15 protein-coding genes and 1 tRNA gene are annotated in these 18,911 nt (G+C 43.7%); 9 read left to right on the top strand and 7 right to left on the bottom strand.

Annotation, left to right across the window (positions count from 1 at the left end):
- Window positions 1-191 precede the first annotated feature (191 nt).
- Window positions 192-265, bottom strand: a tRNA-Met gene (locus BLW31_RS18510).
- A 224-nt stretch (window positions 266-489) separates the two neighbouring features.
- Between BLW31_RS18510 and BLW31_RS18505 the strand changes: the two genes are divergently transcribed.
- The 4 genes from BLW31_RS18505 (at window position 490) to BLW31_RS18490 (ending at window position 5,347) form a co-directional block, all read left to right on the top strand.
- Window positions 490-876, top strand: coding sequence for an START-like domain-containing protein (locus tag BLW31_RS18505; protein ID WP_010535430.1), 387 nt, complete (start codon window positions 490-492; stop codon window positions 874-876).
- A gap of 76 nt (window positions 877-952) precedes the next feature.
- Complete coding sequence (locus BLW31_RS18500) at window positions 953-2,851, top strand: LptF/LptG family permease (RefSeq protein ID WP_029425015.1); 1,899 nt, start codon at window positions 953-955, stop codon at window positions 2,849-2,851.
- 5 nt (window positions 2,852-2,856) lie between these two features.
- Window positions 2,857-4,071 (top strand): bifunctional 3,4-dihydroxy-2-butanone-4-phosphate synthase/GTP cyclohydrolase II, encoded by a 1,215-nt coding sequence (locus tag BLW31_RS18495; RefSeq protein WP_010535428.1) that lies wholly within the window; start codon window positions 2,857-2,859, stop codon window positions 4,069-4,071.
- 82 nt (window positions 4,072-4,153) lie between these two features.
- Complete coding sequence (locus tag BLW31_RS18490; RefSeq protein WP_010535427.1) at window positions 4,154-5,347, top strand: pyridoxal phosphate-dependent aminotransferase; 1,194 nt, start codon at window positions 4,154-4,156, stop codon at window positions 5,345-5,347.
- 149 nt (window positions 5,348-5,496) lie between these two features.
- On the opposite strand, the gene fdxA is transcribed toward BLW31_RS18490, so the two are convergent.
- Window positions 5,497-5,667 (bottom strand): 4Fe-4S ferredoxin, encoded by a 171-nt coding sequence (fdxA, locus tag BLW31_RS18485; protein WP_002559159.1) that lies wholly within the window; start codon window positions 5,665-5,667, stop codon window positions 5,497-5,499.
- Window positions 5,668-5,847: 180 nt separating this feature from the next.
- Between fdxA and metA the strand changes: the two genes are divergently transcribed.
- The 5 genes from metA (at window position 5,848) to BLW31_RS18460 (ending at window position 11,434) form a co-directional block, all read left to right on the top strand.
- Window positions 5,848-6,765 carry a homoserine O-acetyltransferase MetA gene (gene metA, locus BLW31_RS18480; protein ID WP_010535426.1) on the top strand — a complete coding sequence of 306 codons (918 nt, stop codon included), beginning with the start codon at window positions 5,848-5,850 and terminating at the stop codon, window positions 6,763-6,765.
- Window positions 6,762-8,591 carry a peptidase U32 family protein gene (locus BLW31_RS18475; protein ID WP_010535425.1) on the top strand — a complete coding sequence of 610 codons (1,830 nt, stop codon included), beginning with the start codon at window positions 6,762-6,764 and terminating at the stop codon, window positions 8,589-8,591. Before metA ends, BLW31_RS18475 begins: the two co-directional genes overlap by 4 nt.
- Window positions 8,588-9,622, top strand: coding sequence for a zinc ribbon domain-containing protein (locus BLW31_RS18470; RefSeq protein ID WP_010535424.1), 1,035 nt, complete (start codon window positions 8,588-8,590; stop codon window positions 9,620-9,622). Before BLW31_RS18475 ends, BLW31_RS18470 begins: the two co-directional genes overlap by 4 nt.
- Window positions 9,623-9,666: 44 nt before the next feature.
- Complete coding sequence (locus tag BLW31_RS18465; protein ID WP_029425011.1) at window positions 9,667-10,161, top strand: GNAT family N-acetyltransferase; 495 nt, start codon at window positions 9,667-9,669, stop codon at window positions 10,159-10,161.
- Window positions 10,162-10,534: 373 nt separating this feature from the next.
- On the top strand, window positions 10,535-11,434 hold the full coding sequence (locus BLW31_RS18460) for a helix-turn-helix domain-containing protein (RefSeq protein WP_010535422.1): 900 nt from the start codon (window positions 10,535-10,537) through the stop codon (window positions 11,432-11,434).
- 15 nt (window positions 11,435-11,449) lie between these two features.
- On the opposite strand, the gene BLW31_RS18455 is transcribed toward BLW31_RS18460, so the two are convergent.
- From BLW31_RS18455 to BLW31_RS18435, 5 genes are all read right to left on the bottom strand, one after another.
- Window positions 11,450-13,855 carry a TonB-dependent receptor gene (locus BLW31_RS18455; protein ID WP_029425010.1) on the bottom strand — a complete coding sequence of 802 codons (2,406 nt, stop codon included), beginning with the start codon at window positions 13,853-13,855 and terminating at the stop codon, window positions 11,450-11,452.
- A 90-nt stretch (window positions 13,856-13,945) separates the two neighbouring features.
- Window positions 13,946-14,548, bottom strand: a complete 603-nt coding sequence (locus tag BLW31_RS18450; RefSeq protein ID WP_010535420.1) for a response regulator transcription factor — start codon at window positions 14,546-14,548, stop codon at window positions 13,946-13,948.
- A gap of 18 nt (window positions 14,549-14,566) precedes the next feature.
- Complete coding sequence (locus BLW31_RS18445) at window positions 14,567-16,216, bottom strand: NAD(P)/FAD-dependent oxidoreductase (RefSeq protein WP_010535419.1); 1,650 nt, start codon at window positions 16,214-16,216, stop codon at window positions 14,567-14,569.
- Window positions 16,217-16,281: 65 nt separating this feature from the next.
- Window positions 16,282-17,649 (bottom strand): DNA repair protein RadA, encoded by a 1,368-nt coding sequence (gene radA / locus BLW31_RS18440; RefSeq protein WP_010535418.1) that lies wholly within the window; start codon window positions 17,647-17,649, stop codon window positions 16,282-16,284.
- An 86-nt stretch (window positions 17,650-17,735) separates the two neighbouring features.
- Window positions 17,736-18,773, bottom strand: coding sequence for an asparaginase (locus tag BLW31_RS18435; RefSeq protein WP_010535417.1), 1,038 nt, complete (start codon window positions 18,771-18,773; stop codon window positions 17,736-17,738).
- Between the last annotated feature and the right edge of the window lie 138 nt (window positions 18,774-18,911).

Genomic DNA, 18,911 nt, shown 5'->3' with positions numbered 1-18,911 from the left:
CAGTTTAGAGGAGTCAGAGATAAGGCATTTTTTTTATACAGACTTACTAAGTTATATGCATAAAATGAAAATCCCTCAGGTTTTTACATTGATCCGTATTTGACGCTAGCGCAAACCATAGCGCAAACCGGAGATAAAAAGAAAAAGGCACCCAGAAGTGGAAGCCTCCCAAATGCCTTATTCTTATCAAGTAGCGGGACCCGGGATTGAACCGGGGACCTCATGATTATGAATCATGCGCTCTAACCAGCTGAGCTATCCCGCCATCGTTTCTCGATTGCGGGTGCAAAGATAGATGTTTTTCTGTAATCTCCAAAACAATTCATAACTTTTTTGTGTTTTTTCTTTAGAACGAGGTTCTCTTTTTCCTATAAATAGGGAGTTTGAGGCCTTGAAAAGAAATAAGTTTTAAATAAAGTGTCTGATTTATGCCACATAATTAGAAAAAAGTATCTATCTTGGCACACGTAAAAACAATTCGAAATTGCTATGAAAAAAGAAAAGATTCATTTGGAGTATTTGTTGAATGCAACATCTAAAAATATTCTTTGGGCAGCTATTAGCACACCGACCGGGTTGGAGGACTGGTTTGCTGATAAAGTAATATCTGATGATAAAGTCGTAGAATTCCATTGGGGGAAGACGGAACAGAGAAGTGCCGAAATTATTGCAATCCGTTCTTTCTCATTTATCCGGTTCCGTTGGCAGGATGATGAAAACGAGCGCGATTATTTTGAGATCAAAATGACTTATAATGAGCTGACAAGTGATTATGTATTAGAAATTACAGATTTCGCAGAGGCGGACGAAGTAGATGATATGGAAGAATTGTGGGAGTCACAAGTGGCGAAATTGAGAAGAACGTGTGGTTTTTAGTTAACTTTCAACTAAAAATTTTCTATGCTACTTTTTTTGTGCTAATTTTGCGTCTTAATTGCACGAACCTATTAAGATGCTACGCATAAAGAAATTAGATATATTTATCGTAAAGAGCTTCCTGATGCTCTTTGTAGGTACATTCTTCATCTGTCTCTTCATCTTCATGATGCAGTTTTTGTGGAGATATGTAGACGAATTAGTCGGAAAGGGGCTGGATATGAGTGTGATAGCTCAATTCTTCTTTTATTCCGCATTGACATTGGTGCCGATATCGTTGCCGTTGGCAATATTGCTGGCTTCCTTAATAACTTTCGGCAACTTTGGCGAACGTTATGAGTTACTTGCAATGAAAGCTGCGGGTATTTCTTTGCTTAAAATTATGCGCCCGCTGGCTTTCTTTGTCTGTGGTTTGGTTGCTGTCTCTTTTTATTTCCAGAACGTCGTGGGACCTATCGCCCAGACTAAGCTATACACACTGATTATTTCGATGAAACAAAAGTCTCCGGAATTGGATATCCCGGAGGGAGTGTTTTATTCGGAAATACCGGATTATAATCTGAAAATAGCTAAGAAAAACCGAAAAACAGGTATGATGTATGATGTGATGATTTATAATCTGAAAGACGGATTTGAGAACGCACATATTATTTATGCCGATTCCGGACGAATGGAGATGACTGCTGATAAACAGCATCTCTGGCTGCATTTATATAGTGGAGATTTGTTTGAAAACCTGAGAGCACAGAATATGAAATCTCAGAATGTGCCGTATCGTCGTGAAGAATTCAGGGAAAAACATACGATTATTGAGTTTGACTCAGACTTCAATATGGCAGATGCCAGTATTATGAGTAATACATCCGCTGCCAAGGATATGTCAATGCTGCAAGCTTCTATCGACTCTATGAAAATGGTGGGAGATAGTATCGGAAGACAATATTACCGGGAGGTTTCGGAGGGGAATTTCCGTACAACTTATGGGCTGACAAAAGAGGACACGGTTAAGATCATGGAGGCGAATATTACTGAATATAATATCGATAGTCTTTATGAGGTAGCTCCTTTGATGCAAAAGCAGAAGATCATTTCAGCTGCTACAAGTCGTGCGGAAAATCTGAGCAGCGATATAAACTTTAAAAGCTACACAATGGGTAGCCATGATTATAGTATGAGGAAGCATGAGATAGAATGGCATAAAAAGATCACTATTTCGCTTTCTTGTCTGTTGTTCTTCTTCATTGGTGCTCCATTAGGCGGGATTATCCGTAAAGGTGGACTGGGGATGCCGGTTATCGTTTCGGTAATGGTTTTCATCATTTATTATATTATAGATAATACGGGCTATAAAATGGCGCGTGACGGCAGATGGGTAGTATGGATGGGAGTGTGGACCAGTAGCGCTGTGCTTGCCCCGTTGGGTGCTTTCCTGACTTATAAATCAAATAAAGACTCTGTAGTGCTCAACGCCGATGCATATATCAACTGGTTTAAGAAGATTGTCGGTATTCGTAACGTACGCCATCTATTTAAGAAAGAAGTTGTGATTCATGATCCGGATTATAATCGTATACCGGTTGACTTGCAGGTGCTTACTGATAAATGTAAAGAGTATGTGGCTAAAAACCGCTTGATGAAAGCTCCGAATTATTTTAAATTGTGGATGTCGGGTGAGAAGGACGATGAGGTGATGTATATCAATGAAAAGTTGGAAACACTGATAGAAGAGATGTCCAATACGAAGTCTGTGACTTTGTTGAATACATTAAACAATTATCCGGTTATTTCCGTTTCTGCTCATATACGCCCGTTTCATATATATTGGCTGAATCTGGCTGCCGGGGTTATTTTCCCTGTCGGACTATTTTTCTATTTCCGTATCTGGGCATTCCGTGTTCGTCTGGCTAAGGATATGGAGCGGATCATAAAAAACAATGAACAAGTTCAATTCATCATACAGAATATTAATAAATAAGTGTTATGGAAGAGATTAAAATGGATAGAATAGAAGATGCGATTGCTGATTTCAAAGAAGGCAAGTTTGTCATTGTAGTGGATGATGAAGATCGTGAGAATGAGGGTGATTTAATCATAGCTGCCGAAAAGATAACTCCTGAGAAAGTTAATTTCATGTTGAAACATGCACGTGGTGTACTTTGTGCTCCTGTCACTGTGTCTCGTTGTAAAGAACTGGATTTGCCGCATCAGGTCAGTGATAATACTTCTGTATTGGGTACTCCTTTTACGGTGACAATCGATAAGCTGGAAGGTTGCAGTACCGGAGTTTCTGCTTCCGATCGTGCTGCCACTATCCTGGCATTGGCTGACCCGGCTTCTACACCGGCCACTTTTGGACGTCCCGGACATATCAATCCGTTGTATGCACAGGAAAAAGGAGTGCTTCGTCGTGCCGGACATACGGAAGCTACCATTGACATGGCACGTCTTGCCGGACTTTACCCCGCAGGTGCTTTGATGGAAATAATGAGCGATGACGGTACAATGGCACGTCTGCCGGAACTTCGTGCAATGGCTGATGAACATGGATTGAAACTGATTTCCATTCATGATTTGATTGCTTATCGTTTGAAACAGGAATCGATTGTAGAAAAAGGTGTTGAGGTAAATATGCCGACCGAACATGGTATGTTCCGTCTGATTCCTTTCCGTCAGAAATCAAATGGTTTGGAACATGTTGCTTTATTCAAGGGAACTTGGAATGAGGACGAACCGATCTTGGTGCGTGTGCATTCTTCTTGTGCTACCGGTGATATCTTTGGTTCCAGACGCTGTGACTGTGGCGAACAGTTGCATAAAGCGATGGAAATGATAGATGCAGCGGGAAAAGGTGTGGTTGTTTATCTGAATCAGGAAGGTCGTGGTATCGGCTTGATGGAGAAAATGAAAGCATATAAACTTCAGGAAGACGGAATGGATACTGTGGATGCCAATGTTTGCCTGGGACATCTGGCGGATGAGCGTGACTATGGAGTAGGAGCTCAGATTCTTCGTGAACTGGGAGTGCATAAAATGAAACTTTTGACAAATAATCCGGTGAAACGTGTAGGACTCGAAGCCTATGGATTGGAGATTGTGGAAAATGTACCTGTTGAAACAGTTCCTAACCCCTACAATGAGCGATACTTGAGAACAAAGAAGGAAAGAATGGGACATACTTTACATTTTAATAAGTAAAATGCCATTTTGTTTTTATATATCGAATATTATCGCTTATTTTGCAACGATTTTCACTCAACAACAATAAAATAGATACAAAATGAATCAATTATCAGACCGTTTGAACAGCTTGTCGCCATCGGCGACACTTGCCATGTCGCAAAAGAGCAATGAACTCAAAGCGCAGGGTGTTGATGTTATTAACCTAAGTGTAGGAGAACCGGATTTCAATACTCCTGACCACATCAAAGAAGCTGCGAAGAAAGCCATTGATGATAACTTTTCTCGCTACTCTCCGGTACCGGGTTATCCGGCTTTACGCAATGCGATTGTTGAGAAGCTGAAAAAAGAGAACGGTCTTGAATATACTGCCGCTCAGATTTCTTGTGCGAATGGTGCCAAACAATCTGTTTGCAATACTATCCTGGTTTTGGTAAATCCGGGTGATGAAGTGATTGTACCGGCCCCTTACTGGGTAAGCTATCCGGAAATGGTGAAGATGGCAGAAGGTACTCCTGTTATCGTTTCTGCCGGCATTGAACAAGATTTCAAGATTACTCCGGAACAACTGGAAGCTGCTATTACTCCGAAAACCAAAGCTTTGATTCTTTGTTCTCCGTCTAACCCGACAGGTTCGGTGTATAGTAAAGAAGAACTGGCAGGATTGGCAGCCGTATTGGCCAAGTATCCGCAAGTAGTGGTTATTGCCGACGAAATTTACGAACATATTAATTATATCGGTGCACATCAAAGTATCGCTCAGTTCCCGGAAATGAAGGAACGTACAGTGATTGTGAACGGTGTATCTAAGGCGTATGCCATGACTGGATGGAGAATTGGTTTTATCGCCGGTCCGGAATGGATTGTGAAAGCTTGCAATAAGTTGCAGGGTCAGTACACTTCGGGTCCTTGTTCTGTATCTCAGAAAGCTGCTGAAGCTGCATATACAGGTACACAGGAACCGGTGAAAGAAATGCAGAAAGCATTTGAACGTCGTCGCGACCTGATTGTGAAGTTGGCGAAAGAGGTTCCGGGATTCGAGGTGAACGTACCGCAGGGTGCTTTCTATCTGTTCCCGAAATGTAGCTACTTCTTCGGAAAGAGTAATGGTGAACGTAAGATTGAAGATTCGGATGACCTGGCGATGTATCTGCTCGAAGAAGCTCATGTAGCTTGTGTAGGCGGCGCTTCTTTTGGTGCTCCCGAATGCATTCGTATGAGCTATGCTACAAGCGATGAAAATATTGCAGAAGCTATTCGCCGAATCAAAGAAGCATTGGCTAAATTGAAGTAAGCAATCTTATATAATAAGAACGGTAGACTTTTTTCTTTTCAGGAAATAGTCTGCCGTTTTTTTATGTGTTTTTCCTTTTGTCCGAAGAAGGAATAAAATAAAAAAGGCTGCTTCCATAGAAAGCAGCCTATACTCTTTTGTAGATTGTATTATTCAGCCGGGTGAATAGCTTCAGACGGGCAAACGTCTGCGCAAGTTCCACAGTCAGTACATACATCCGGGTTGATAGAATAGATATCACCTTCAGAGATAGCTTCTACAGGACACTCGTCAATACAAGTTCCGCAAGCAATACAATCGTCACTAATTACGTAAGCCATTTTTTTAAGATTTAAATTATTAGTACTAATTCGTTCGGCAAAAATAAAGCTTTTATTCATTACTTGGTATGCTTCTTTGATTAAATTGACTTAATTTGTACGTCTTCTAAATAAGCAACCTCCCTGATATATGCTATATTTTTCGTATTTTTGCAGCCAAATTACTAATATATAGCGATTATGCCTTTAAATTTACCCGATAAGCTCCCTGCAATAGAATTATTGAAGGAAGAGAATATTTTCGTAATTGATACTTCGCGTGCTACGCAGCAGGATATTCGTCCGTTGCGGATTGTGATTCTGAACCTGATGCCGTTGAAAATAACAACGGAAACGGATTTGGTGCGGTTGCTCTCCAATACGCCTCTTCAGGTAGAAATCTCGTTTATGAAGATCAAGAGTCATACTTCCAAGAACACGCCGATAGAACATATGCAGACGTTCTACACAGACTTTGAGCAAATGCGTAACGAGAAATACGACGGCATGATCATCACCGGTGCTCCTGTGGAACAGATGGACTTCGAGGAGGTGACTTATTGGGATGAGATTACCGAGATATTTGATTGGGCACGTACGCACGTGACATCTACTTTATATATATGCTGGGCTGCACAGGCCGGGCTGTATCATCATTATGGTGTGCCCAAGTATCCGTTAAATCAGAAAATGTTCGGCATCTTTGAACATCGGGTGCTGCAGCCTTTCCATTCTATCTTCCGTGGGTTCGATGATTGCTTTTATGTGCCGCATAGCCGTCATACGGAAGTACGCAGGGAGGATATCCTGAAAGTTCCCGAACTGACATTACTTTCCGAATCGAAAGATGCGGGCGTTTATATGGCTATGGCACGTGGCGGACGTGAGTTCTTCGTGACCGGACATTCTGAATATTCTCCTTATACCTTGGATACGGAATATCGTCGGGATCTGGGTAAAGGCTTGCCGATAGAAATTCCTCGTAACTATTACGTAGATGATGATCCTGAGAAAGGTCCGCTGGTACGTTGGCGTGCTCACGCTAACCTCTTGTTCTCCAACTGGCTGAACTACTTTGTTTATCAGGAAACACCTTACAACATTAATGATATTGAATGATCAGGCAGCGTAAAATAGAACTTCTCGCTCCGGCGAAGAATCTGGAATGTGGTATCGAGGCTATCAATCATGGAGCAGATGCCGTGTATATCGGTGCACCTAAGTTTGGTGCCCGTGCAGCAGCTGTGAATTCTCTGGAAGATATTGAAGCATTGGTGAAACATGCTCATTTGTATAATGCCCGTATCTATGTCACCGTCAATACGATTCTGAAAGAAGAGGAACTGGAAGAGACGGAAGAGATGATTCATGCCCTGTATGGGATAGGTGTGGATGCTCTGATTGTGCAGGATATGGGAATTACGAAACTGAATCTTCCTCCGATTCCTCTCCATGCCAGTACACAGATGGACAATCGCACACCGGAGAAGGTGAAATTCCTTTGGGAAGCAGGTTTCCGTCAGGTGGTTCTGGCGCGGGAACTGTCGATTCGTGAAATAAAGAAGATACATGAGACCTGTCCCGAAGTTCCGTTGGAAGTATTTGTACATGGTGCGCTTTGTGTAAGCTATAGCGGTCAGTGTTACGTTAGTCAGGCTTGTTTCGGACGCAGTGCGAACCGGGGAGAATGTGCTCAGTTCTGTCGGCTGCCTTTCAGTCTTGTCGATTCGGACGGGAAAGTGATGGTGAAAGACAAGCACTTGCTCTCTCTGAAAGATATGAACCAGAGTGACAAACTGGAACAACTGCTGGATGCCGGCGCATCATCATTCAAGATAGAGGGCCGTCTGAAAGATGTGTCTTATGTGAAGAATGTCACAGCTGCTTATCGTCAGAAGCTGGATGCCATCATTGCCCGCCGACCGGAATATGTGCGTGCCTCTTCCGGTACTTGCAGTTTCGAGTTCAAACCACAGTTGGACAAGAGTTTCAGCCGTGGATTTACTCATTACTTCCTGCATGGACGTAGTGAGGATATCTTTTCGTTCGATACTCCGAAATCGTTGGGAGAGGAAATGGGTACAATGAAAGAAGCACGTGGCAACTTTCTGACTGTTGCCGGACTGAAATCATTTAATAACGGAGACGGTGTCTGCTATATTGACGAGCAAGGACGCTTGCAGGGATTCCGGGTCAACCGGGTGGACGGAAACAAGCTCTATCCCCAGGAAATGCCTCGCATCAAACCCCGTACCAAGCTCTACCGCAACTTCGACCAGGAGTTTGAACGTATCCTTTCCCGTAAATCAGCCGAGCGGAAGATGGCTGTGAGCATACTGCTGACAGACAACAACTTCGGTTTCTCTCTGACGCTGACGGATGAAGATGACAACAGCGTTACGCTTGCTCTGCCCCGTGAGAAAGAACTGGCTCGTACTCCGCAGACAGATAACCTGAAGACACAACTTTCTAAATTAGGAAACACGCCCTTCGAAGCGAGAAAGATCGAAGTTTCTTTTTCGGAGAACTGGTTTCTGCCTGCTTCCGTATTGGCGGACTTCCGCCGTCAGGCGATAGAAAAACTGATTGCTGCCCGGCGAATCAATTACCGTCAGGAACTGGCTGTCTGGAAGCCGACTGCCCATGCCTTCCCGCAGACTACCCTCACTTATTTAGGAAACGTGATGAATACCCGTGCCGCTTCTTTTTATCGGGAACATGGAGTGCAGCAAGTAGCCGAGGCTTATGAAAAGGAACGGGTGGAAGATGCCGTGCTGATGTTCTGCAAACATTGTTTGCGTTATAGCATGGGCTGGTGTCCTATCCATCAGCGAGTACGCTCGCCCTATAAGGAGCCTTACTATCTGGTGTCGAATGACGGAAAGCGTTTCCGTCTTGAATTCGATTGCAAGAACTGTCAAATGAAAGTAAAAGCGGCACAATGAAACGATTCCCCGACAGAGATATACGGAATTTTACGGAGTTTCTTTTCGGCAGAGAAAAGCTCCGTACTGCTTTGTGCTGTTCTGTCATGGGGTTGCTGTTGAGTTTGCTGCTTCTTTCGTCCTGTCATTATAGGCGCCCCGATCTTACTTCCGAGGAGTTGTCGGAGAAGACGAAAGACTCTCTGAACTATCTTTATGACCGGCATTATACATGGAATACCAATCTGGAAGTAATCACCGATTCTGTAACGATGGAATGTCTCCCCATAAAGGATACATACATTGCATTGTATAAAGGAGACCGGGTGGTTGTTGCCGAGTTTGCCATCCATCCTGCCGACAGTGTGGACAGTGTCTGGGTGAAGCTGGCACACACACAAGAGGAGCAGGGATGGATACGTGAAGCAGAACTGAAAGAATCGTTTGTACCTACGGACAGCATTTCGCAGGCAATCCATTTTTTCAGCAATACGCATGCTTCTTATTTCATGGTCATCTTCGCGTTGTTTGTCGGAGTCTATCTGTTTCGTGCTTTCCGCCGGAAGCAGTTGCAGTTGGTCTACTTTAATGATATTGACAGTGTCTATCCGTTGTTTCTCTGTCTGCTGATGGCTTTCAGTGCGACGATTTACGAATCCATGCAAGTTTTTGTACCGGATACGTGGGAACATTTCTATTTCAATCCCACTTTATCCCCCTTTAAAGTTCCTTTTATTCTTTCAGTCTTTTTGCTGAGCATCTGGTTGTTTCTGGTTGTCACTTTGGCTGTGCTCGATGATCTGTTCCGGCAGTTGACTCCCGCAGCTGCGGTCTTTTATTTGTTGGGGCTGATGTCCAGTTGTATTTTCTGCTATTTCTTCTTTATTCTGATGACACATATTTATATCGGCTATTTGTTCCTCGCACTCTTTATTTGGGTGTTTGTGAAGAAAGTACACCGAAATATCGGCTATAAATATCGTTGCGGACATTGCGGGGAGAAGCTGAAAGAAAAAGGTGTTTGCCCCCGTTGCGGTGCAATTAATGAATAATTTTCTTTATATCTTGTTTCATTTTCGAATAATACTTCTGAATGATGGAAATCAGACTTACCGAACTGAAAGATCTCCCTTTGGTGATGGAGATTTATGATAATGCCCGTGCTTTTATGCGTGCCAATGGGAATGCAACTCAATGGATTGACGGTTATCCGTCCGAATCATTCATCCGTCAGGAGATAGAAGACGGTCATAGCTTTGTCTGCACGGACGAGCAGGGAGAGATACTTGGGACTTTCTGCTTTATATTGGGCGAAGATCCTACTTATCAGCATATCTACGAAGGTGAATGGCTCAATGATGAACCCTACGGAGTCATTCACCGGATGGCTACCGGCGGCAAAAGGAAAGGTGTATCGGATGCCTGTCTGAACTGGTGCTTTGAACACTCCGGAAATATCCGGGTGGATACACACCGCGATAATAAAGTCATGCAGCACATTCTGACGAAACACGGCTTTCAGCGTTGCGGCATTATTTATGTAAAAAACGGAACAGAGCGTATTGCCTATCAAAGGATACTTGCTCTTTGATAAAGGATGAATCGTCCCTTTATCAAGGCTTGTTGCTTCGAATAATCAGGACATAAGTTGTTTCAAGCAGTTTCAAATGCTTGAAACACTTTGTTTCACCGTACGAAACACTTTGTTTCAAGGCATGAAACATCTTGTTTCAAGGCATGAAACACTTTGTTCCAACGGTTGAAACTGGGATTGGAACTACATGTCTTGATTCATTTCGTCGTACTTCCGTCTTTCCCGGTACTATATGGTCGTACTTCCTCCCGATTAAATATCGGCTCAAGGTCAAAAGGTCTAGCATTTTGGTCAATAGGTCGAATCATACTCGTTTTATGTTTCGGATCGATTACATTTGCTGTCAAATTCTCTAATAATTTAGTAAAATATGGGTCATAATATCTTTTTGCTTGATATTTCTCATCTGACAGAAATGGATATGGTTTCTTTTATAAAAGGGGAGATAGTGTTATCGGATAATATGGAAATCCCTTTCTCCGAACCTTTGGAGCAGTTGCCTCAAAACGATTTTCCTGTTCAGGCGGGAATGTCTATGGTACTGTTTTGTTTGCAAGGAGAGCTGCATGTACGGATTTCTTTGAAAGAATACACGTTGCGTCCGGACATGTTTTGTGTTATAATCACGGGGATGATTTTTGAGGTACTTTCTATAAGTAATGACTTTCGGGGATTTATGATAGCTACCCGGACCAATTTTATGCCTGTCACCGAAAAGACGACTCAGGTAATGTCTTTTTATAAGTGTTTGCAGAGTAGACATTGCTTTGTTTTAGAGGAAAAGGAAGTAATGGCGTTTGTTGGGGTCTATCACTCCATTAAAGCGACTTTGCAGGAGCTGGACCATCCTTACAGGATTCCGATGCTGCAATCTTATGTACAGATATTGTATTATAGAATGCTGCCTATAGTGCTGAAGGAAGAAGAGTCACGGTCAAAGTATTCGCATACACGTCAAGAGGAAATCTTTCAGCGTTTTATTGGTGAAGTGGAAAAACATTACCGGAAGGAACGGAGTGTGAAGTTCTATGCGGACTTGTTGTGTATTTCTCCCAAGTACCTTTCTACTGTCATTTATAAGATCAGTCAGCAACTGGCAGGAGAATGGATCGATGCTTATGTAATACTGGAAGCCAAGACGTTATTAAAATCAGGCAGACTGACTATTCAGCAGATCAGCGAACAGCTGAACTTCTCGAATCAATCTTTCTTCGGGAAGTTCTTTAAGCGCTGTGCTGGTATGTCTCCAAAGGAGTATATCAATAGTTGACTTGGTTATCAGACCTTAGAACCGGCAACGGAGATCTATGCCGAATTGTGCGGGACGTCCTTTCTGCATGAATCCTTTGTTCATCGTCTCAAAGTAGAAGGCTGCATAGTCTTTGTCCAGGAAGTTACGTGCCCAGAAACTGATCATTGCGTCTCCTATTTCCAGGTTTGCACGCCAGTTGAGGGTACCGTAGAAGGCTTGGCTGACATCGTTCTGTTCGGTCCAGTAGATACGTCCGGCTGCGTTATAGTTTGCCTGGAAAACCACCCGGTCAAAGATAGAACGGGGCTTGCAGGTGATGGCGTATTCTCCTCCGATATTTAGTGTGTGCTTGGGGACGAAGGGGACGTATTTGCCGTTATAGTCTGCTTTCACAGTCAGGTTGCCATCTTTATCTTCTTCATTGACAATATAATCGGTAAAGGTGGCATATGTATATCCATAGCTTGCGTTCAGGCTGAGTTCGTTTGTCAGGCTGGCACGGAGAGATGCTTCTGCACCGTAGCTACGGCTTTTACCGGCATTGATCGTGATACGTCCCAGGCCGCTTGCCGCAAATTGAGAGATTTGCTGGTCGCGTGTATCCATGTAGAACACAGCGAGGTCTGCCCAAAGTTTTCCTTCCCATGAGGTGAGGTGACTGCCTAGCTCGTAGTTCCAGGAGTATTCGGGTTTGTATTGGGTAGCTTTACTCACTTGGGGGAGTTCTTTCTTTTGGCTCTCTATTGTTGCTGCCATCGCACTTAGTTTGGGGTCGGCTGCCAATGCCTCAATTGCTGAATTCATTAAGCCTCCCTTTGCCAAATCGGAGAACATCTGTATATTATAACCTCCTGAACGATATCCTTTGGATACGGTTGTGTAAACACTATTTCCTTTTGTCCATTCATATTGTAAGGCAAATTTAGGAAGTAGCTGAAGGTAATCTGTAGATTCTTTCCCTATGAAAGATGCATTTCCTTCCAATCCTTCGCAAGTAAGGAAGGGTTTAGGGGCACCGGGCATTGTGATAGAGAAATCAAAGTTAAGAGGATCGGAAACTGAGTTATAGTCCATCTTTAGCTTTTCATAATCCAGTCTCAAACCAACTGTTGCAGATAGTCCTTTAATAAATAAATTATTAAATGTGGACTGATGGAAGATGGCTCCATTCAAAATTGGTGTATCAAAACTACCTCCTACAGCTAATCCTTGGTTATTGATGTTCATATGCATCTTGGGCGCTCTGGGATTACCGGCTGTGATATTTTCGAATTGCTCATTGGCATTATCTTCTATGACGGATCTGACTCCCTCCTGTCCGAATTGTACAGGTCCTGTAGTATGCAGCCATTGATAAAACCCGGAAACTCCAGTGGCCCATTGCCAATTATTTCCCGGCTTTGATTTGAAAGTGATTTCTTCTGAAATGGTATTTGCTCTTTGTTTTTGTTCCAATGTATAGATGTCTTTTTCTGTGAAATCCTGATCGAGGAACATACGGTCATTCAGGTTCTGATAACCAGTGACAGCGCTGAGAATAAAGTTTCTGGCTTGGTATTCTATATTTATTCCCGAATTAAGTAATCCCCGCCGATAACCGCTGCGCTCGTTATTGGCTATTTTACCAATGTATTCCGGACGTGTCTCTTCTCCTTGAGTGACACCTGTGTATTCATAAGGATAACCGCCCTGGTCACCGTATTCATAGTTTAGTGTCATGTCGATTTTTAGGTTTGATGTTGGCATATAGATACCACGGAAGCGTCCGCCTCCGGCATTACTTTTGTCTACTTTTTCATTATTCCGAGTCATATTCTCGAAGAAACCGCCTGCATGTTCGTAAAATCCTCCGGTAGAGAAAGCGAAGCGATCGGATATGCGGTGATAATGTGTCAATGAAACATTGTAATTATTATAGGTCGCAGCTCCCATTCGGATATCAGTACCTTGATAAGTAAAAGGTGATTTTGTATGTACTTTGATGAGGCCTCCCATTGTGTTACGTCCATAGAGGGTGCCTTGCGGACCGCGAAGTATGTCAATACGTTCAATATCGGCATAATTGAAGTCGAAAGCTGACTTGTCGATATAAGGGATGTTATCTACGTAAAGTCCTACGGATGGGGTATTGATACGTGAACCGATTCCGCGAATATAAATAGAAGTAGTCAGCTTCGAACCATAATCCGGAATGAAGAGGTTAGGAACAATACCTGTTAGGTTTTTCACAGATTGTACCTGATTTGCCTGCATGTCTTGTTGTGACAACAGTGTTGTGGCAGTTGGTAACTCGCGTAGTTTACGATTCTCTTTTGGAGCAGCAATCACTACTACTTCTTCGATGTCCACTACTTTTAGAGAATCTTTAGGTAAATCTTCAGCCCATGCTGTCCCTGTTGTTAGGAGTGCGAGGGCAATCATCATATTCTTTGTTTTCATTCGCAGTTAATTTGTCTGGTGCAAAGTAACGGCAAATATATAAGACGGACAATCCTCATTTATTAGGATTATGCCTGATTTTTTAAGAAATCAGATCCGGTCAGCCTCTATGTATCCATTCATTACAGCATAGATAGTCAATCCTGATACCGACTTGATTCCCAGTTTTTCCGTGATGTTTTTTCTGTGGGTGATGACAGTAGTCAGACTGATGTTCAACTTGTCAGCAATTTCTTTATTGATCAATCCTTTGGTAATTAATACAAGCACTTCTATTTCGCGGGCAGATAAGATTTCCTGATGTGCTTCCGGCAGGGCAATCGGGGGCATGTCTTTCACAGGATAACCGTTGTGGTGTGCATGTTGATGAAGTTTCAGCAGACTTTTCACAAGCTTTTCTTCTGGCTCATAAATATTGAGTACCGGCACGCCCGACAACTGGAATTGCGGACTGTCACTGGCCAGTACAATTGTTTTTCGTTTTCGGGGAAGGAAGAAGGCATTGTGTTCAACATAGATTTGTGCTGAGATGAAATAATGAGCATACATATCCGGGGTATCATCTATCAGCTCACTGAAACTATGGAAGGTACGAATCGTTGCCATTGGAATAATCTCTTCCAATATACTTTTTAGTCCAAGGCAAGTAAGGGTGTTAGATTCAATAATCGCTATTTCGGGTTTATTATTCATCTTATCACAGAGTTTTTATTATTGATTTATATAATTAGCTGCCGCTTCCGCACATCGTTCGCCATCTACTCCTGCCGAGACAATTCCACCTGCATATCCCGCACCTTCTCCGCAGGGGAATAACCCGCGGACAGTCACATGCTGTAACGTCTCCTTATCTCGTACGATGCGGACAGGTGAGGAAGTGCGAGTCTCTACACCGATCATGACCGCTTCATTTGTAAGGAAGCCATGACTGCTACGCCCGAACTGCTGAAAACCGAGAGCTAACCGTTTACTGATAAACTCCGGCATCCAGAAATGGAGTGGAGAAGAAATCAATCCCGGACTGTATGAAGATTCCGGTAAATCGTAACTTAACTTCTTGCGGGTAAAGTCCAGCATGCGTTGTGCCGGCGCCGTCTGGCGTCTGCCCCCCTGCAACCAGCATTGACGTTCCAACTCCTCCTGAAAGTGAAGGGGAGTAAGTTGAGCATGGAGAGCCGAGAGTTGGGAACTGCTCAGCAATGGGTTAACGGCCAATAGCCGCTCTTTCTGTTGCGCAGCCAATTCTCCATTTTCCATTTTCCATTCTCCATTCATTAAGTCTTCCGGCTGAATCTCTACTACCATTCCCGAATTACTCCAGCGGGAACCACGGTTGGAGGGAGACATACCGTTGACTACCACCTGTTCCGGTCCACTGGCGGCAGGGACAATAAAGCCACCGGGACACATGCAGAAACTATATACTCCTCTTCCTTCTGCCTGTGTTACAAAACTGTATTCGGCAGCAGGAAGGTATTTACCCCGTCCATTCTTATTGTGGTATTGTATCTGGTCAATCAGCGTTGCCGGATGTTCCAGCCGGACACCGACAGCGATTCCTTTGGCTTCCATCGTAACGCCATTGGCAGCCAGCCAGCGATATACATCCCTTGCAGAATGTCCGGTTGCCAGTATTACAGGACCGAGAAAGACTTTTCCTGTATTCGTTTCAATACCTTTGATTTCATCGTTTTCAATGATCAGTGCGTCCATTCTGGTCTGGAAATGTACTTCTCCTCCACACCCGATGATTGTATTCCGCATATTTTCAATCACACGCGGAAGCTTATCTGTGCCGATATGAGGATGAGCGTCGGCTAATATTGAAGTAGAAGCTCCGTGCTGGCAGAATACATTCAGTATCTTGTCTACATTTCCTCTTTTTTTGCTGCGGGTATAAAGTTTACCATCCGAATACGCTCCTGCACCTCCTTCACCAAAGCTATAGTTCGATTCCGGGTCTACGGTATGCTCTCTGCTGATCTGCGCCAGATCTTTCTTTCGTTCGCGCACATCTTTTCCCCGCTCCACAATGACCGGACGTAATCCGAGTTCGATGAGGCGTAAAGCAGCGAATAATCCGCCCGGACCCGCACCGACTACGATAATCTGAGGTTTGCCCTCTACATTATTATATATAGTATGTTCGTATTCATCTTCTTTGGGCATCTCATTGATATATACCCGCACCTTTAAATTGACGAAGATAGTCCGCTGGCGTGCATCAATACTTCGTTTCAGTATTCGGGTAGCGTTGATATTGCGCAGATTGATACCTTTTTCTTTCGAAATGTATTCTTTCAGTCGCTGTTCGTTTGCTGCGATTTCAGGGAGGATGCGGAGTTGGTATTCTTGTGTCATTAGTCTACTGTTTGATGTGTACCTGTTAGTTTGTGAACGGGCAACAGCTGGTTGCCCATCCGGACTTATCCGAAGAGTGCTCTGAATGCTTCTTCTACCTTTCTGACAGGTACTAATTCTATTTTTAGTTTTTGGGTATCAATCCCTTGCAGATTGTATTTAGGAAGCAGGAATCGTTTGAATCCTAACTTTTCCGCTTCTCCGATGCGTTGCTCTATTCGGTTTACGGGGCGTATCTCTCCCGACAGCCCTATTTCTCCCGCCATACAAACTTCCGGTTCGATAGCGGCATCCATATTGGAAGATAGGATTGCGCTGATCACTGCCAGGTCGATAGCGGGATCGTTCACTTTCAATCCTCCGGCAATATTCAGAAATACATCTTTCTGTGCGAGCTTGAATCCGACACGCTTTTCAAGAACAGCCAGCAGCATATTCATTCTTCGTATATCGAATCCGGTTGCCGACCGTTGGGGATTTCCATAAACGGCGGAACTTACCAGTGCCTGTGTCTCGATCAGGAACGGGCGTACCCCTTCGATAGCCGAAGCAATAGCTACTCCGCTCATGCCTTCATGATCCTGACTTAACAGCAGTTCCGAAGGATTGCTGACTTGGCGTAACCCGTCCTGACGCATTTCGTAAATGCCCAGTTCGGCGGTACTTCCGAAACGGTTTTTGATGCTTCGCAAAATGCGGTACATATAATGCTGATCTCCTTCAAATTGGAGAACGGTATCTACAATATGCTCCAACACTTTTGGACCTGCAATGCTGCCTTCCTTGTTAATATGCCCGATGAGCAGGACCGGTGTATGTGTTTCCTTTGCGAAACGGAGAATCGATGCCGAACATTCTCTTACCTGGGCAATACTTCCGGGAGAGGATTCTATGTTTTCAGTGGAAATAGTCTGTATGGAGTCGATGATAACTAAATCAGGATTTGTGTTCTTGATATGAACATAGATATGTTCAAGTGAAGTTTCGCATACGATGAAGCAGTCGCTGGAAACATCAGAAAGACGGTCGGCACGCAGTTTCAGCTGTCGTGCGCTTTCTTCACCGGATACATAGAGAATCTTCTTGTCCGGCATACGCAATACGGTCTGCATGACGAGTGTCGATTTTCCGATTCCCGGTTCGCCACCGATCAAAACCAGGGAGCCGGGGACAAGTCCTCCGCCCAATACACGATTCAGTTCTTCATCATGCATATTGATACGTGGTTCATCATCCGCTTCTATCTCACTAAGGATTATTGGTTTTGCTTTCTGCGTTTCGATGCCCGATACCGGTCGGCGGTTGGTCGGTTCTTTCCGTACGATCTCTTCTACATACGTATTCCATTCTCCGCACGACGGGCACTTGCCCACCCACTTCGGTGAATCCTGCCCACAGTTACTGCATACATATACGGTCTTTTCTTTTGCCATTGAGATTCCTTTCTTCTTGTAGGGTACAAAAATAGGGATAATTTATTAGAAATAAGTTATCCCTGCCTAATAGAAATAGATGAAGCTTACAGAGTGATCTCTCCCGCTATCGACCGGTTCATGTGATCGCGGACTTCATCCGGTGTATATCCGTGTCCTAATAAGAACATCAGTTTGGTTACAGCTGATTCTGTTGTACTGTCATATCCGGAGACGACTCCTGCCTGCAACAGCTGGTATCCCGTTTCGTAACGTTCCATTTCCACCATTCCGGCGTTGCACTGGGTTACATTTACAATCACAATCCCTTGTGCGCTGGCTTTGCAGAGCCTGCGGATAAACCACTCTTTACGTGGTGCATTGCCGGAGCCATATGTTTCGAGTACGACGGCCTTTAAACCTTTCGTTCCTAAAATCGTGGCTATCACGTTCTCCTGAATACCGGGAAATAGTTTAAGTACGGCTATATTCGTATCCAATAAATAATGTGGCATTAATTTCTGCCTGCTCTTATTAACATGGATATGTACATTATTGTATTTAATGTGAATACCCGCTTCTGCCAGTACCGGATAGTTGAATGAACGGAATGCGTTGAAGTTTTCCGCATTCATTTTCGTCGTCCGATTCCCCCGCATCAGATGATTCTCGAAGAAGATACAGACTTCCGGAACCACTGCTTTCCCGTCTTTATCTTGTGCAGCGGCAATTTCGATACTTGTCATCAGATTTTCCTTTCCATCCGTGCGGAGTACCCCTATCGGAAGCTGAGATCCTGTGAGGATGACCGGTTTATCCAGTCCTTCCAGCATAAAGCTCAGGGCCGAGGCAGTATAAGCCATCGTATCCGTGCCATGCAGGATAACGAATCCATGATAGCGGTCGTAGTTCTCATGAATGATGCGTACCAGCTTTCTCCACATATCAGGTTCCATGTCCGAAGAGTCCATTGGTGGATCAAACTGATAAGTGTCAATCGGGAAGTTGAATTTTTGCAATTCGGGGACATGTCTCTGGAGTTGCTCGAAGTTGAAGCTCTCCAATGCGCCTGTTGCGGTGTTTTCAATCATTCCAATTGTTCCACCGGTATATATTAACAATACGGAAGTATTTAACGGGGTCATATGCTGGTTTTATGCTGTTGTTTTTGCAAATATAATAATATAAACGATATATAGATAGCAAAATGTCATAAAAGTGCAGGGCTTTTATCGGCTGGGAAAGAGACGCGATGTTCTTTTTATCAGAAAAAAACCGAAAAA

Source organism: Bacteroides faecis MAJ27, assembly GCF_900106755.1.
In the GTDB taxonomy this organism is placed as follows: Bacteria; Bacteroidota; Bacteroidia; order Bacteroidales; family Bacteroidaceae; genus Bacteroides; species Bacteroides faecis.
This window is presented reverse-complemented; position numbering and strand designations above follow the sequence as displayed.